This is a genomic window from Akkermansiaceae bacterium, from assembly GCA_024233115.1.
GTDB lineage: Bacteria > Verrucomicrobiota > Verrucomicrobiia > Verrucomicrobiales > Akkermansiaceae > Oceaniferula.
Genome location: JACKQB010000003.1, coordinates 424121 through 440589, shown reverse-complemented (window position 1 = coordinate 440589; position 16469 = coordinate 424121). Strand labels below are relative to the sequence as shown.

The 16469-nt window shown below is 56.1% G+C and carries 14 protein-coding genes; 11 read left to right on the top strand and 3 right to left on the bottom strand.

The genetic code is table 11. The features are described from left to right. Positions 1 to 38: 38 nt before the first annotated feature. Positions 39 to 1556, bottom strand: coding sequence for a DNA polymerase III subunit gamma/tau (dnaX, locus tag H7A51_09835; GenBank protein MCP5536517.1), 1518 nt, complete (start codon positions 1554 to 1556; stop codon positions 39 to 41). A gap of 171 nt (positions 1557 to 1727) precedes the next feature. Between dnaX and H7A51_09830 the strand changes: the two genes are divergently transcribed. The 11 genes from H7A51_09830 (at position 1728) to H7A51_09780 (ending at position 15230) form a co-directional block, all read left to right on the top strand. Beyond that, positions 1728 to 2129 carry a GAF domain-containing protein gene (locus H7A51_09830; GenBank protein MCP5536516.1) on the top strand — a complete coding sequence of 134 codons (402 nt, stop codon included), beginning with the start codon at positions 1728 to 1730 and terminating at the stop codon, positions 2127 to 2129. A 75-nt stretch (positions 2130 to 2204) separates the two neighbouring features. After that, positions 2205 to 3602: a UTP--glucose-1-phosphate uridylyltransferase gene (locus H7A51_09825; protein ID MCP5536515.1), complete on the top strand. Its 1398-nt coding sequence runs from the start codon at positions 2205 to 2207 to the stop codon at positions 3600 to 3602. 123 nt (positions 3603 to 3725) lie between these two features. Then, entirely contained in the window at positions 3726 to 4337 is a 612-nt protein-coding gene (locus tag H7A51_09820; GenBank protein ID MCP5536514.1) for an HAD family phosphatase, read from the top strand. 15 nt (positions 4338 to 4352) lie between these two features. Next, positions 4353 to 5192: a 4-(cytidine 5'-diphospho)-2-C-methyl-D-erythritol kinase gene (ispE, locus tag H7A51_09815; GenBank protein ID MCP5536513.1), complete on the top strand. Its 840-nt coding sequence runs from the start codon at positions 4353 to 4355 to the stop codon at positions 5190 to 5192. Between the two features lie 52 nt (positions 5193 to 5244). Beyond that, entirely contained in the window at positions 5245 to 6210 is a 966-nt protein-coding gene (locus H7A51_09810; protein MCP5536512.1) for a squalene/phytoene synthase family protein, read from the top strand. Positions 6211 to 6479: 269 nt separating this feature from the next. After that, positions 6480 to 7706 (top strand): tryptophan synthase subunit beta, encoded by a 1227-nt coding sequence (trpB, locus tag H7A51_09805; GenBank protein ID MCP5536511.1) that lies wholly within the window; start codon positions 6480 to 6482, stop codon positions 7704 to 7706. 59 nt (positions 7707 to 7765) lie between these two features. Continuing rightward, on the top strand, positions 7766 to 8578 hold the full coding sequence (locus H7A51_09800) for an LpxI family protein (protein MCP5536510.1): 813 nt from the start codon (positions 7766 to 7768) through the stop codon (positions 8576 to 8578). Between the two features lie 104 nt (positions 8579 to 8682). Continuing rightward, positions 8683 to 9336 (top strand): TetR/AcrR family transcriptional regulator, encoded by a 654-nt coding sequence (locus tag H7A51_09795; protein MCP5536509.1) that lies wholly within the window; start codon positions 8683 to 8685, stop codon positions 9334 to 9336. Between the two features lie 7 nt (positions 9337 to 9343). Next, the gene (locus H7A51_09790) at positions 9344 to 10714 is read left to right on the top strand and encodes an efflux transporter outer membrane subunit (protein ID MCP5536508.1); all 1371 of its coding nucleotides are present in this window, start codon (positions 9344 to 9346) and stop codon (positions 10712 to 10714) included. A 12-nt stretch (positions 10715 to 10726) separates the two neighbouring features. Further along, the gene (locus H7A51_09785) at positions 10727 to 11905 is read left to right on the top strand and encodes an efflux RND transporter periplasmic adaptor subunit (protein MCP5536507.1); all 1179 of its coding nucleotides are present in this window, start codon (positions 10727 to 10729) and stop codon (positions 11903 to 11905) included. A 181-nt stretch (positions 11906 to 12086) separates the two neighbouring features. Beyond that, a complete protein-coding gene (locus H7A51_09780; protein MCP5536506.1) occupies positions 12087 to 15230 on the top strand; it encodes an efflux RND transporter permease subunit in 3144 nt (1047 codons plus the stop codon). Here the strand turns inward: H7A51_09780 and H7A51_09775 are convergent. Together H7A51_09775 and H7A51_09770 are read right to left on the bottom strand one after the other, a co-directional pair. Continuing rightward, complete coding sequence (locus H7A51_09775) at positions 15206 to 15976, bottom strand: metallophosphoesterase (GenBank protein ID MCP5536505.1); 771 nt, start codon at positions 15974 to 15976, stop codon at positions 15206 to 15208. The genes H7A51_09780 and H7A51_09775 overlap by 25 nt on opposite strands. Before the next feature lie 52 nt (positions 15977 to 16028). Then, on the bottom strand, positions 16029 to 16469 hold the full coding sequence (locus H7A51_09770; protein ID MCP5536504.1) for a SecC motif-containing protein: 441 nt from the start codon (positions 16467 to 16469) through the stop codon (positions 16029 to 16031).

Genomic DNA, 16469 nt, shown 5'->3' with positions numbered 1-16469 from the left:
CGGAGAGTCTTGGAATTTGGAGTTTGGAATTTGGAAGTTCAGGCCTTGAGTGTGCCTTCGAAGACCTCGAGGGCTTTTTGGATGAGTGGGTCCTGGTAGAAATCATCGTCGGTTTTTGGAGCGTCATCTTCTTTTTCTGTCGGTTCCTCCTCGATCGGTTCGGGGTCGAGCTGTGGGGGTGGTTCTGGTGCTGTGTCCGGCGCATCGTTGATAAAGGCGTCCAGGCCGCCTGTCATGGGGGCAGGTTCGTTGGCGGGTGTTGGCTCTGGCTGGACCGGTTCTGGCTGGACCGGTCCTTGGGTTGGCGGAGGGGGGGATGGGAGCTCTGCCGACGCGGGTGCCGGTTTTGTTGCCGACGCGGGGGCGGGGGATTCAGCGGGAGCTGCGGTTGTTGCACTTGCTGGCCCGGTGTTTGTTTCAATGGGGCTTGCACCGGCCAGGGCTTTGATGACATCACTGATACGGGCGTCGTTGAGGGACTGGATGGCCTTGATCAGGCCTATTTCGAAATGGAGTCGCTTGTTGGCCGCCCATTTCATCCGCCCTTCAGTGTCTGCGAGAACGTCAATCAGGTTGAGGATCCGGTCCGTCGGGACACCTTTGGAGTCTGCCACAAGGGGCTCCCAAAGCTCCGTGGGAAAGCCTTCATTGCCAGCAGACGGGTCGAGCCGGGTGACGAGAAGCGCCCTGAGGCAACCAATGAGCTCGCCGAGGAGCTGGGAGAGTTCTTTTCCTGTTTCCGCCTGCTGGTGAATGAGTTCGAGGGCAGCAGGGCTGTCTTTCTTGATGAGGTGGGTGGTCAGGGTTGCGACGGTTTCACGTGAGGTGAAACCGAAGATTTCGAGCACGTTTTGCTCGGTGATGGTGTCGCCGCAGAAAGCGACAAGCTGGTCGAGCATGGACTGGGCGTCGCGCATACCGCCATCGGCACCTTTGGCGATGGCCCAGGCTGCGGCCTGGTCGATCGCAAAGCCCTCCCTGGATGCCATGTACTGCAGGTGTTTGGCAATGGTCTCTGTAGGAATGGGGCGGAGGTCAAAGCGCTGGCAGCGGGAGATGATCGTGGGCAGAATCTTGGTGGGTTCGGTGGTGGCAAAAATGAACTTTACGTATTCGGGAGGTTCTTCGAGGGTTTTCAGAAGGGCGTTGAATGCCGAGTCTGTGAGCATGTGGACCTCGTCAATGTAGTAAATTTTGAATTTCCCTTGTGAGGGACCGAACTGGACAGATTCCAGCAACTCCCTGACGTGTTCGACCTTGTTTCTGGAGGCTCCATCCATTTCCAAGACGTCCAGCGAGTTGCCTTCCCCGATTTCCTTGCAGATTGGATGGTCCGGATCAAAATCAATGCTCGGCCCATTCGGGCAGTTCAGTGCTTTGGCGAGAATCCTCGCGGTGGTGGTTTTTCCGGTACCCCTGGGACCTACGAAGAGCCATGCGTGGGCAAGCCGGTCGCGGGCAATCGCATTTCGCAGGGTGGAAATAACATGATCCTGACCGAGAACGTCGGCAAATGTTCTCGGACGGTATTTTCTGGCAAAGACCTGGTAGCTCACGCGGGGTAATCTAGGGGGGTGGGGAAAATTATCAATCCCGATCTGCTTGTCTTTTTCCAAACACTCGGCAATAGTCGCGCCGTGAACGAGATCGACAAGAAATCGGCCTATGCGAATGCCGCACAAAAAATCAACGCCCTGCTCGCCGGTGAACCGGATGAAATCGCCCGTATGGCAAGTGTATGCTCGGTTCTGGCGGGGGAGTTTGATGCGTTTTGCTGGGTAGGGTTCTATCGACTGCTTGACGGTGAGCTGGTCATCGGCCCCTACCAGGGCACTCCCGGCTGTTTGAGGATATCGCTTGACCGGGGGGTCTGCGGCGCCGCCGTCAGGCAGGGGAGGACGTTAGTGGTCGATGACGTGCATACGTTCCCGGGGCACATCGCTTGTGACGGCAGCTCGCGGAGCGAAATTGTGGTGCCGATTTGGGACACGCCCGGGATGTTGATGGCGGTCCTGGACATAGATTCCCGTCAGCCCGGAGCTTTTGACGAGGTAGACCAGGCGTGTTTGGAGCAGATCGTATGCCGTGTATTTGGCTCGGTGGGTACAACCTGCCAGCAGGTGGTGTGATCCCGGACCGATTGAGGTTGAACATCGTCAATGGCTGGGTTATTGCGCGGTCGCGAATGTATCGCATCAATTCATATGAGTGACTTTTCCCCTTTCCGCGAGAAGATGGAAGCGGCAGCTGTTAGTGAAGCCGCCATCCGTGCCTTTGAACGTAATTATCAAGCGCTGCTGCGCAATGAAAGCGGTATGATTCCAGAGGATAGTATCAGCCCTTGCGACAGCGTGCCGATGCTTGAAGACGTGGCTTCCGAAAACGAGGGGTTCGACCCGTCCCTGCTTGCCAAGACCGTGGTCATTAAACTCAATGGTGGCCTGGGAACCAGCATGGGGCTGCAGAAGGCAAAGAGCCTTCTTCCGGTAAAGGGTGATACGACGTTTCTGGATATCATCGCCCAGCAGATCATCCACCTGCGTGAAGAAACCGGAGCCAAGGTGCGCTTCCTGCTGATGGACAGCTTCAGCACATCGGAAGATACCCTGGAGCACATGGAGGCCTATAAAGACCATGATCTGTCGGGAGCCGAAAAAATCGAGCTGATGCAAAACCAGATTCCCAAGATCGATGCCGAAACGTTGGAGCCGGTGGTGTGGGAAAAATCCCCAGCCAACGAATGGTGTCCTCCTGGCCACGGTGATCTTTATGCGGCGTTGGAAGGTAGTGGATGGCTTGACGCCCTGCTCTCAGGCGGCGTAAAATTTGCCTTTGTTTCCAATGCGGATAATCTGGGTGCTGTGCTCGACGCAGGGTTGTTACGTTACTTTGCCGAGAGTGGGATGCCGTTTCTGATGGAGGCAACACGCCGCACCGAGGCGGATAAAAAAGGTGGCCACCTTGCCGTGCGCAATGCCGACAACCAACTGCTTTTGCGTGAGGTTGCCCAGTGCGCGGACGAAGATCTCGGCGCGTTTCAGAATATCCAGAGACACCAGTACTTCAATACGAACAGCCTGTGGATTCGCCTCGATGTGCTCAAGGACCTGTTGAACAAGGAACACGGAGTGCTGCCGTTGCCCATGATCAAAAATAAAAAAACGGTCGATCCGCGCGACAAGACTTCAACGGCTGTCTACCAGCTTGAAATTGCCATGGGCGCGGCGATCGAGTCCTTCCCGGGGTCGGGTGCCGTTTGTGTGCCACGGTCCCGTTTTGCACCGGTCAAGACCACCTCCGATCTGTTTGCGCTTCGTTCGGACGCCTACGAACAAACCGCCGATGGCCGGATCGCCCTGGTGGCGGCGCGCCAAGGGACCCCGCCCGTGATTGACCTCTGTGATGAATACAAATTGGTCGATAGTCTTGAAGGGCTTGGTATGCCGTCGTTGCTCAAGGCAGGAAAACTCACCGTGCGTGGTTGTGTGCGCTTTGCGGACGGGGTGACCATTGTAGGCGATGTCAGCTTTATCAATGAAACCGGCGAGACCAAATGGGTGGCTGGGGGGACCTATGATAATGAGGAGGTGATCCTCGATTAAGCTATTTCCCGGCACCCTGTGTCATGCTAAGTCACTGAGGTTTAATTGGCTCGGCGGGAATGACTAAATTCACGGATTATCGAGTTGCAAGATTGCCGTAGAGCCGCCATATCCGCACCCGAAATGACGCAATTTGCAACCCTTGAAATTCCGCAGGACGGCTACGATGCCGTGATTTTTGATCTCGATGGAACCTTGGTCGATTCCATGCCTGCACACTTCATAGCATGGTGTGAGGCTCTAACAAAACAGGATGCGGGTCATGTATTCCCCGAGGATGTTTTTTATGCCATGGGTGGTAGGCCCACACACGATATCGTCAGTGAGCTCAATGGTGATTTGGGTTTGAAGATGGATCCTGAAGAAGTGGCCATGGACAAACGAAAGGCATTCCTCCGTCATCTCCACGAGGTGGTGATTATCGAGGATGTCGTTAATTTTGCCAAAAGCCTGCGCGGAAAACTCCCGATGGCCGTGGCGACTGGCGGGGTTCGGGTCGAGGCGGAAAAGGTCTTGCAGGCTGTTGGACTCAGCGATCTGTTTGATGAGGTGGTTACGGCCAGCGAAGTTCCTTGTGGCAAACCCGCCCCTGATATTTACCTTGAAGCTGCAGCCCGCCTAGGTGTTGCGCCCGAGCGCTGCCTTGCCTTTGAAGATGCCGCTGCCGGGATGATGGCTGCACAATCTGCTGGTATGCAGGTGGTTTGTGTGCCAGCACCTGTAAGGGTTGTTTGACCCCCGCTCTTCATCATGCCTCGGAAAACCTGGACCGCTCCCGCCAAGGTCAACCTTACCTTGAAGGTTCTGGGTAAACGCGACGACGGGTTTCACGAGTTGGAGAGCCTGATGGTTCCTCTCGATCTGGGGGATGTGCTGCATTTTGAAAAGGCGGACCGGTATCGCTTGTTCTGCGATACCCCCGGGGTGCCGCTGGATGAAACAAACCTGATCACCATGGCGGTCAGGTGCTTTGAAAAACAGTCAGGAAATCCCTGCCGCTGGGAAATCACCCTGGAAAAAAACGTCCCCCACGGTGCCGGACTGGGGGGGGGGAGTAGTGACGCTGCAACCACGCTGCTGGCACTCAATGATCTCGAGGGCGCAGGGCTGTCGCTGGATGAACTCGCCGGGATGGGCGCGGCCTTTGGCTCCGATGTGCCGTTTTTCATCTACCAACAAGCCTGCATGATCGGTGGCCGGGGGGAGCATGTGACACCCGTCGACCTGCCCCGGGTGGCCGGCACCCGTATCCTGCTGCTCAAACCCAGCTTCGGGGTAGCCACTCCCGATGCCTACAAAAACAGCCTAAACGCCGAACCTCTTTATGGTGTGGACTATGGCCCTCAAAAATTGCCCTGGGGTGAGATCGTCAATGACCTGGAAAAACCCGTTTTTTACAAGCACCGGTTTCTAGCGGAAATAAAAACCTGGCTTCTGAACCAGCCGGAAGTCCAAGCTGCCATGATGTCTGGCTCCGGCTCCACCATGATGGCCTTTCTTGATGATCCTGAAAAGGCTGAAGGTTTGTTAGGGCGTGCCCGACAAGAGCTCGACCCCACACTCTGGGGCAAAAAAGTCACCATCACTTGAACGCACCTGTCTGGCAAAAATCCTGTCAATTCTGTTGATCCTGTCCAAAAAAGTGAACCCACTCGGAAAGCAAATACTCAAAGACGTATCGAGGTCATTCTACCTCAGTATGCGGGTGCTGCCCATGGCGATGCGCGAGCCCATCAGTCTGGGGTATTTGTTAGCCAGGGCCAGTGACACGCTGGCCGATAGCCAGGGGCTTGACGCCTCACTCCGCTCAGCGATGTTAGCCGGTTTTGAAGAGGTGCTCAAAGGGGAGGGGCGAACCGATTGGTTACAGCGCCTCCGCCGGGAAGTCATCCATCTGCAACAACACCCGGGAGAAAAAGTGTTGTTGGAAAACATGGACGGCGTATTCACATGGCTTGATTCCTTGTTGCATGCATCTGAGGTGAAAAGTGAAACCCACTACGGGGCGCCGGATTCCCAATCGATCGGTCAAGGTCAACACTCTGCCATTTTAAAAGTCATAGGCCATATTGTACACGGCCAGCGACTCGACATTGATCGCTTTGAACTTCAGCAAGGGTTCCGATTCACTCTCGATGCGGAGCTGGAGGAATACTGCTACTTGGTCGCCGGTTGCGTCGGTGAGTTCTGGACCGACGTCGGTGAGATTTCGTTGGGGAAATTCTCCCGTATCGAATCGGCCCGACTGCACCGTTGGGGTGCAAACTACGGCAAGGGCCTGCAGCTCATCAACATCCTGCGCGACCTGCCGGGGGATCTGGAAAACGGCCGCTGTTACCTACCCGGCGTCGAGCCGGCCAACCGGGATGCCCTGATGGCGCAATCCGCCCGCTGGCGCGCCCGTGCCCGGGGGTATCTGGAGGAAGGCCACGATTACGCATGCTCGCTGCTGCACCGCCGCACCCGTGCCGCCACCGCGCTGCCCGGACTCATCGGCGGGCGCACCCTTGACTGGCTCGATGCAGCGGACTGGCAGCAGTTGGAGCAGCGGGTCAAGATCCCGCGTCGCGAAGTTTACCGCTGCGTTTGGAAGTCTTTTTTTGTGTAATGTAAGTTACTTTGGACTGCGGCGAGGTATCGCCGCTTTTGAATGACCCTTGATGTTAAGATGCACGCACAAAGCGGATATTCGATCAGATAAGTGAATCTGCGTAAGTTTTTGGCGCCGTTGAGTGCTATCTGTATGGGAGCCATGCAATCCGTAGCAAAAGCGGCGATACCTCGCCGCAGTCCGAAAGCGGCTCCACCCGATACGAACGCTATCTCATCTTTAAGCCTAAGACAGCACTTGCACCTTTTCTCGCCATGGATTAAGGCATGCGCGTGGCAACGACTGATACTAGACAACAACTTCCCGACTCGCACGGGCACTTCGGCACCTATGGCGGCATGTTTGTGCCGGAGACCCTGATGGACCCGATGCAGGTGCTTGCGGCGGAGTATGAGAAAGCCAAGGCCGACCCGGAGTTTCAAAAGGAGCTGGATTACCTGCTCAGGCAGTACTGTGGCCGGCCTACCCCCCTCTACTACGCCGAGCGGTGGACGGAAAAACTCGGCGGTGCCAAAATCTACCTCAAGCGCGAGGATCTGCTGCACACCGGCGCCCATAAGATCAACAACGCCATCGGCCAGATCCTGCTCGCCAAACGACTCGGCAAAAAACGCATCATCGCGGAAACCGGCGCCGGCCAGCACGGGGTCGCCACCGCCACCGTCTGCGCGCGCTTCGGTATGGAGTGCGTTGTTTACATGGGGGCGGTCGATATGGAGCGCCAGGCGCTCAACGTGGCGCGGATGAATCTGCTGGGGGCCAAAGTCGTGCCGGTCACAGCGGGGCAGGCGACCCTCAAGGAAGCCGTCAACGAAGCCCTGCGCGACTGGGTTTCCTCCGTTGAGCACACCCACTACATCCTCGGCTCTGCCCTCGGCTCGCATCCGTTTCCGATGATGGTGCGCGATTTCCACCGCGTCATCGGCCTTGAGGCGCGCGAGCAGATTCTCGAACAGGAGGGGCGTTTACCAGATCTGTTGGTGGCCTGCGTCGGCGGCGGCTCCAATGCCATCGGCCTGTTCCACCCCTTCCTCAGTGATGCGGACGTGCGTATGATGGGTGTGGAGGCCGGAGGCGAGGGCATCATCCCCGAGCGCCACGCCGCCCGTTTCCAGGGTGGAAAACTCGGCGTCCTGCAAGGCTCCAAGACCTGGCTGCTCGCCAACGACGACGGCCAGATCGAGCTCACCCACTCGGTGAGTGCGGGGCTGGACTATGCGGCGGTGGGACCGGAGCACGCGTATCTCAAGGACATCGGTCGCGCCGAATACACCTACGCCACCGACGACGAGGCGCTTGCGGCCTTCAAGGAACTTGCCGAGACCGAGGGCATCCTGCCAGCACTCGAGTCCTCCCACGCCATGGCCTACGTATCCAAAATCGCCCCGGGGCTGCCGAAGGACACCGTGATCATCGCCAACCTTTCCGGTCGCGGCGACAAGGACGTCGAGCAAGCCGCGAAATACCTTTTGAATGAATCATTGGAGGAATGAAGGAGCGGATGATTGTTCGCTGGTCTGAACACTGAATACTTCAAACTGAATACTTACTCATGCCCCGCACCATCGGTATCATCGCAGGCTCCGGGATTTATCCCGAGGAGTTCATGTCGGCTGCCCGTGCCAAGGCACCCGATGCTCGCCTGGTGATGGCTGCTTTTAAAGGGGAGACCCGACAAGAACTGGCCGATCAAGCCGATGCCAGCGCCTGGTTCCGTGTTGGCCAGCTGGGGAAAATGATCAAGTTTCTCGCCAAGGAGGGCGCTACGGAGGCGGTGATGGTCGGTCAGATCGCACCACGCAACCTTTTCGACCTCCGGCCCGATATCCGCACGGCGATGCTATTAGCCCGTCTGAAACAAAAAAACGCCGAGTCCATCTTTGGTGCTATCGCCGAGGAACTCGACAAAGACGGTATCACGCTTTTGCCTGCCACCACTTTCCTGGAGGACATCATGCCAGCCGCAGGTCGCGTATGCGGCCCTGAACTCAAAAAAGCTGCGATCGAAGATGCGCAATACGGCTTTAACATCGCCAAGGAAACCTCCCGACTCGACATCGGCCAGACAGTGGTTGTTAGAAATGGCACCGTGCTCGCCGTCGAGGCCTTCGAGGGTACCAACGCCTGCATCCGCCGGGGTGGGGAGTTAGGAAAAGGCAAAGACGTCACCCTGGCGAAGGTTTCCAAACCGAACCAGGATTTCCGCTTTGACGTGCCGGTCATCGGCCCGGACACCGTAAAAAACTGCGCCCAATCCGGAATCAGTGTCATCGCCATCGAGGCAGGAAAAACCCTCATGCTTGGCAGCAAAGAGGTGAAAGCCATGTGCGACGGGCACAAAATCACGATTGTTGCCCTTGCATAGGATGGGATGAGGTGACCTCGGTCATTACGCATGTTAATCCTCCAGCAGCTGGATGACACAAATTCAAATAAGCATTTGAAAAAACTATTTGAAATCCACCGGAAATGTCCCATGTTCCGGCAGGCATGACGGACACGGTAAAAGACAAGCTCATCAACAGCGCCATTTCGGTGTTTGCTGAGCATGGTTACCGCCATGGTAAAGTCGCGGATATCGTCAAGGGGGCTGATGCGAATATTGCAGCGGTCAATTATCATTTTGGCTCCAAGGAGAACCTTTTTGTGCATGCGCTGCGCAAGGCACACAGGCTGGCCAATGCTGCGCATCCCACGAAGGGGGACTTGCCGGACACGGCGAGTGCAGAAGAGAAAATCAAAACCATCGCCCGTGGTATTCTGAGGAGATCCTTCGACCCGGGAGAGGCGGGGGATTTTAACCGGATCATGAGCAAAACGATCCACGTTCCCGGATCGCCCATCGAGTTGATACTCAATGAGGTCAGGTCGATGGAGCATGATTATCTTGAAGCTGTGTTGGCAGAGCTTCTGGATACCGGGTTTGCACCCCTTGTGGAGTTGGCCAAGTTGAATTTTTTTGCCCTGGCCACCATTATTTCCAAAAGCCCCAGGGGACTCAAGGGGCTATTTGCGCATGAACCGACCGAGGATGCCATCAACGAGCTTATCGAAGTCCAGGTGAGTGTGGTACTCACAACCATCAAGTCGATGGCACGCCATCTTGAACAAACCGCCACCTGACCTCCTTATGAAGATCCGCTTGATTGAAATCATATCCCTTGGCCTCCTCGTTGCAAGTTGTGTGCCGAGTCCGGATACTGTGTCGCAAAACAGGAATGCAGACCTCAGTATCCCCAAGCGCTATGACGCCACAGCGCCTCCGGTTCCCGAAGTGAAATCCGGGTTGTTAGATCTGTTTCCCGATGCCGCAATGCGTGCCTACGTGACCAGGGCGCTGACCCATAACCCGGATCTCAAGGCGAGCGCGGCACGCCTCGAAGAAGCCGGTTTCAACATTAGAAAAGCCTACGCGCCACTGCTTCCATCCTTGAGTGCGGGCAGTGCTGCGGCCCGGTCCAAAAGTCTGGTGGGAACCGCGTCATCGGTGAGTAGCCGATACTCTGCATCGCTCGATACCCAATGGGAAATCGATGTATGGGGCCGTATCCGGGCCGGTGTCAGTGCCTCGGCGAGTGATCGTAATGCGGCACTCGCTGATTACGCATCAGCCCGGCAGTCGATTGCCGCGCAGACGATCCAGGCATACTTTGACCTGGTAGCCGCTGATAGGTTGTTAGGTCTTTCGCAAAGACGCCTGGCCAGTTTTCAAAAATCCTACCAACTTGTGAACCGACGTTTCGAGGCAGGGACAGGAAACCTGGGCGACCTTGATCTCGCGCGCACGGATGTCGAGAACACCCGCGCCCAGCTGGCCCAGCGCAAGGATGCTCGTGATCAAGCTGCACGCAGACTCGCCGTGCTGACAGGAGCCTACCCCGATGCCAGGTCATCAGCCAGTGCATGGCCCTCGCTTCAGCGCGGTGTGCGGGCCGGTATCCCATCGACCTTGCTGATGAACCGGCCCGATATTGATGCCGCCTACCAGCGTATCCGTGCCGCCGACTCCCGGGTCACCGTCGCGCATCGGGATCTCTATCCCAGGTTCTCGCTCACGGCGAGTGGTGGCAATCAATCGTCGACTTTGAAAAGCCTGGCTGATGCCAATTTTAATGTCTGGTCGATCGCTGGCAATCTCACGGCACCGCTGATCGATGGTGGTAGCCGTCGGGCTGAACTCGGGGCCGCCAATGCCCGTGCCAAACAAGCGCTGGCGAACTATCAATCGACGGTTCTCAATGCCTTCAGGGAAGTGGAGAACGCCCTTGGCTCGGAGCGTTATCTTCTCAGCCAGGAACTGTCCACCCGCAAGGCCCTGGCTGCGGCCCGTAGTGCGGAAGCCCGTATCCAGAGGAACTACGAAACGGGGCTGGTGGAAATCCTCACCCTCCTCGAGAGCCAGCGTCGTTCGTTCAGCACCGAGGAATCGCTCATCAATACCCAGGCCCTGCGTTACAAGAACCGTGTCACCCTGGCATTAGCCCTGGGTAAGGGGCTCTAACAACTATTTTCAATGAAACTCGCACTCAAAATCATCATTCCGTTTGTCTTTATCGCCCTGGCCGGTTTTGGCGTCAGCATCATGATCAAAAACAAAAAAGGGATGCCGGCCGGGACGCCCCCCCTCGTGGTTCCCCAGGCGGAGGTCATCAGCGTGAACAAACAGGACCACCAGCCACCGGTGATCACCTACGGTACGGTGCAGAGTTATTTTGAAACTACGCTGACACCTCAAGTCGGGGGGCAAATCGTCGATGTCGCCAAAGAATTCCACGTTGGTCATCTGGTGAAAAAGGGAACGGTGTTAGCGCGGATCGACGATGCCGATTACGTGGCGGCCCTGGCACGCGAGACATCTAACTTATCCACTGCCAAACGCACATTGGCGGAGGAGGAGATCAAGGCAAAACAAGCTGCCGAGGACTGGATTGCATCCGGCCGGGACCTGGCAACGGCCTCCGATTTTGTGTTGCGCAAACCTCAACTCGCTGCCGCCAAGGCGAGTATCCAATCGACGGAGGCCGCGGTCAAAAAAGCGGAGGTCGACGTGCAGCGCACCATCATCCGTGCGCCCTATGATGCAGTGGTCCTGACCCGCACGGCTTCCCTTGGTAACTATGCCGGACCGCAGCAGTCGCTCGGCAAACTTGTCGCGACCGAACGCGTCGAGATCAGGCTGCCGCTCACGGCGGATCAGGTCGCTCGGGTAAACTTGCCAGGTTTGGGTGCCCAGGATTCAAGCCATGCCATTCAGGTCACCTTGACCAGCGCAACCAGGGAGGGGGTCCAATGGAACGGGCGGCTAACACGCACGGAACCGGCGGTTGATGCGAAAAACCAGGTGGCTTATGTGATTGCGGAAGTGGATAGCCCCTATGTGGCCGAGCCGGAGCCATTGGTGGTGGGGACTTTTGTCAACGCATCCATCCCTGCGAAAACCATACCGGGTGCCTACAAGGCTCCAGAGTCAGCCCTGGTCAATGACAGCTACGTCTGGGTGCTCGACAAGGCCGACCAACTCTGCCGGATTTCAGCCACGCGGGTCCACAGCTATAATGCCAACGTCTACCTTCAGCTTTCGGTCGACGACCTGGCTGAACATGCCATCTCGCTCCCGCTCCGTATTGTCACCCGACCACTCACCAATTTCAAACAAGGAGAAAAAGTAAAACCTGTTAGCAAGGATGACTGATTGGGAGTGCTGAGGCTTGCCTCCGCTTCCTCCAGAACCGGCTCGACGGTTCTTGCTCCGGCGATAGCCGCACTTCTTCTTCACACCCAGCACAAGGAATTCCCAACACGATGCCCCGCCACCGCATGGAGCAAGCTCCATCCAACCGCAAAGCGGTGTCAAGCCACCGCACTCCACAGCAATGAACCCACTTCAAAAACATCCTTTCATCACCTGGTTTGCGACCAATCCCGTGGTGGCGAACATCCTGATGCTTACCATTTTGGCAGCAGGGGTATTCACGGCATTAAACATTCGCAAGGAAGGTTTCCCGGCTTTTGCGGCAGAGTCGGTGACGGTGCGTGTGCCGATACGCGGCGGCACGCCTGAGGATGTCGAGCGCGGTGTCGCCATCAAGATCGAGGAGGCGATCCAGGACGTTGATGGCATCGACCACGTCCGCTCTGTTAGTCAGGATAACATTGCCACCATCACCATCGATGCCAAGGAAGGCTATCCTATCAATAAGTTGCTCGATGATGTCAAAATCAGGGTGGATGCCATCCCTTCATTCCCCGAACAGGCGGAGAAGCCGGTGATTACCGAGAATAAACGCACCAACAACGTGTTATGGGTCGAGCTCTACGGAGACGTGCCCGAAGCCGTTAGGAAAGAGGCAGCCAGAAAGTTCCGTGACGCCTTGTTGCGTGAAGACTCGATTTCCAAAGTGGAAACCTTTGGCGCCCGTGATTATGAGATATCCATTGAGCCCTCCGAGGAAAAGCTACGGCTCTATCAGTTGACCTTCGATGAGGTGGCCAGTGCGGTGAGTAATAACTCGCTGGATCTCGGCGGTGGCGTGATCAGGTCAAAAAGGGGGGACATTTCACTTCGTTCACGTGACCAGGCTTACCGGAAAGCGGATTTTGAAAACATCCCTGTGCGTACCAATCCAGATGGAACCCGGATCTTTGTGAAGGATGTGGCCGAAGTCCGCGATGCCTTTGTCGACCAATCCTTCCTCAACCGTTTTCGTGGCCAGCCGACAACCAGTTTGAAAATTACGACGGATGGGAATGACGATATTATCAATGCCGTCTCTGAAGCGCGTAAAGTGGTGGAGGAGTATGAAGGGTTACCCGAGGGGGTGCAGCTGGCTAGCTGGCTCGACGGGTCGGTGGACATCCGGGATCGCTTGTCGCTGTTAGGCAGAAATGGCGCGATTGGAGTCCTGCTTGTGCTTGGCTCCCTCATGCTCTTTCTGAACCTCCGGCTGGCCTTCTGGGTGGCCCTGGGAATTCCCATTTCTCTCTCCGGAGCACTCGCGCTCTTTCCCATTCCCGGGCTTGATCTTTCTGTGAATGTGATCTCAGCCTTCGGCTTCCTGATTGTGTTAGGTGTGGTGGTGGATGATGCCATCGTCATCGGGGAATCGATCTATTCTGAAAAAGAAAATGACGACCATGCCGAGGAGGGGGACGGCCCGGTGATAACAACGGTGCGGGGTGTCAGCAAGGTGGTGACGCCCGCGACCTTCGGAGTGATCACCACCATCGCCGCCTTCCTTCCTCTCACCCAGGTAAGTGGCCGGATGGGCAACGTCTTTGGCCAAATTGCGACAGCGGTGGTTCTGTGTCTTATTTTCTCCTTGATCGAATCGAAGCTGATCCTTCCGTCGCACCTGGCGCACCTGAATGTTCACAAAAAACCGCGCAACCCGGTTACCAGGTCCTGGGCTCGTTTTCAGAAAGCTGTTTCGAATGGCCTGAACTGGTTGATCGATAAAACCTACCGGCCAACGGTCCGCTTTGTCATCGAGTGGCGTTATGCTACAGTGGGCGTGTTTGTTGCTATCTTTATAGTTGTGATCGGTCTGTTTCCTGCCGGTAAGCTGCGCTTTGTTACATTCCCTAACATTTATCGCGACAATGCGGCCGTGCTGTTGGAATTAGAACAAGGGCAATCGGTCGAATACCTGCATGCCAACGCAGAACGCATCGCTGCCGCAGCCTACGAGCTGGGTGCAAAGTATCAGGAAAAATACGGGCATAACCCATTTGTCGAGATCCAGGTGTCTTGTGATACCAATACCAAGGCTGCCATTGCTACGGAACTGACTCGCTCGACCACGCGTGAGTTTTTATCGACCGATCAGATCATCAAAGACTGGCGCAAGGCAATTGGTCCCATCGCCGGCGCGCGGTCCTTGCAGGTAGCTGCCCGAGCCGGCCCACCCGGTGGCGACCTCAAGGTAAACCTTGAGAGTGAGAATCTTGAGGAATTGAAAGCCGCTGCCGAAGAAATGAAGCAGGAGTTGGCTACCTACAGTGGCGTTTACGATATCCTTGACACCTTTGATTCAGGAAAACCTGAAATTCTTTACTCGATCACACCGGAAGCCCAGGCCGGCGGACTGACCAAACGTGATCTGGCTCTCAATGTCCGTGATGCCTTTTACGGGCGTGAAGCCCAGCGCGTGCAGCGAGGTCGCGATGAAGTAAGGGTGATGGTGCGCTACCCTATCGAACAACGTGATTCACTCGATACACTGCGCAATATGCGTGTCAGAAAACAGGACGGCACAATCATTCCCTTTGGGGTTGTTGCAGAGACCCGTTACTCGGAATCACTGGCATCCATTGAGCGTTACGACAGCAAGCGGGTGGTAGGAGTGGAGGCATCGGTGGATAAAGCCACCACTTCGCCCGGCGATGTGACGAGCCGTCTGGACGAGGAGTTTTTCCCGAAACTGCTGGCGAAACATCCTGGCATTTCCATCAGTCAGAGTGGTGATATTGAACAGCGTCAAAAATCAATGTCCTCGTTGAAGAAGGGTTTTGTTTTTTCAATCGTCTTCATCTACATCCTCATTGCAATCCCGCTGAAGAGTTACGCCAAACCCCTGATCATCATGGCGGTCATTCCCTTTGGAATTATTGGCGCCCTGTTAGGCCACTTTGCGATGGGGATGCCTGTTTCAATTTTGTCCGTTTTTGGTATCCTGGCACTCTCGGGTGTGGTGGTAAACGATTCGCTGGTGCTTGTGTGCCATGTGGATAGCCTGCGGGAGCAGGGGATGACCTTAATTGATGCAGCCCGACGTGCTGGTGCCGACCGTTTCCGCGCCATCCTACTGACATCGCTGACCACGTTTTTGGGGCTTGCTCCGATTTTGTTGGAAACCGAGGTGCAGGCCCAGTTCCTCAAGCCGATGGCCGCGTCGCTCGCCTTTGGTATACTCTTTGCCACAGTGATCACGCTGGTCTTGTTGCCCGCACTGATGGTCATTGGGAAGGAACTCAAGGACAAGCTGCGCGACGTTTACGATATCCCGCATGTGGATTGATGTGGGATTGATGGTCGGATCTTGAGAGTCAAATGCTCGTAGCGTCGGTAGCCACTTGGCGCTCCGGCGTTGGTGAAGGTAATGCCGTCGTAGCGATGTTGTTGGATCTTCCGATGGGTGTGGCCGTAGACGATGTGTTCAATGTTTTCATGGCCCTGACGCTCAATGAAGTCGATTAGCCGTCGGTGGATGAAGTCGGGGAAAAAGGGTGGGGCAGTAACAGCCTCATCGATCCTCAAGCGGACGGCCAGGCCGTATAGAAATTCGTGGATGCCGCCGTGGAGTGGCCTGGTTGTGCGGTCACGTCGACGGCGCACCATGGTTTCCGTATCCATGTCCCGACGGTCCGCGGCATCACCATGCATGAAGACCGTGTTCGCGATACGCAGACAGACGGAATGGCAAGTCAGGTTTCCGAAGGTGTTGCCGTGAAGCTCCAGTTGATGTTCAAATTCGGGGTGCTGATCGTGGTTGCCGTAGAGGTAGTGGAATTGAGTGCTTGGAAACTTTGCGATCAGTTCCTCCACCATCGAAGCAGCTTTGGTGATGGCCCGCTTTTTGCCTAACTGACGTGCCCACGGGAAATCAAATATATCTCCCATCAAGACACAACGGCCTGCATTGCTTGCCGCAATACGGCCCGGCAATTGCTCCCAATGATCCAATCCGCGCGAGCGGGCTGCAAACAAGTGCAGGTCGCCTACGACGATGACTTTTTGATCGGGGGTGGTGGAGGTCTCGGACACGCTCCGAGGATAATACGCCATGACTATTGGGCAAGGGCAGCTTTTTTCCCGACTATCCAGACTTCCCCGCCAGGTATTTCCAGACGCCTTTATAGCGTTTGAAGCGGGCTCGTTCGTGGAGTTCCCGGGCTTCGCCGTCGACATAACAACGGGCGATAAACTCAACCTTGCCGACTTTGTCGTTGGTGCCCCCCTTGGAGGTGGCAACGATCTCGAGAAAATACCAGTTGATGTCATGGATGGTTTTATCCAGCTCCTCCTTGAGCCTGGGCTCCCTGGTATCGGGGTGGGTTGTCTCGACCAGATACTGGCTCATTCTGAAAAAGTAAGCGCTGTAGCGTGACCGCATCAATTCCTCGGCCGTCTCAGCCTTGGCCTTGTGGTAATGGAGAGGCATACAGCAGGTGTAATAGCTGTGCATGCTTTTGCAGGGGCATAATGACTCCGCGCGGTCTTTGGAGAGAGTCGACGGCGAGTCTGAAAAATCGTCCAT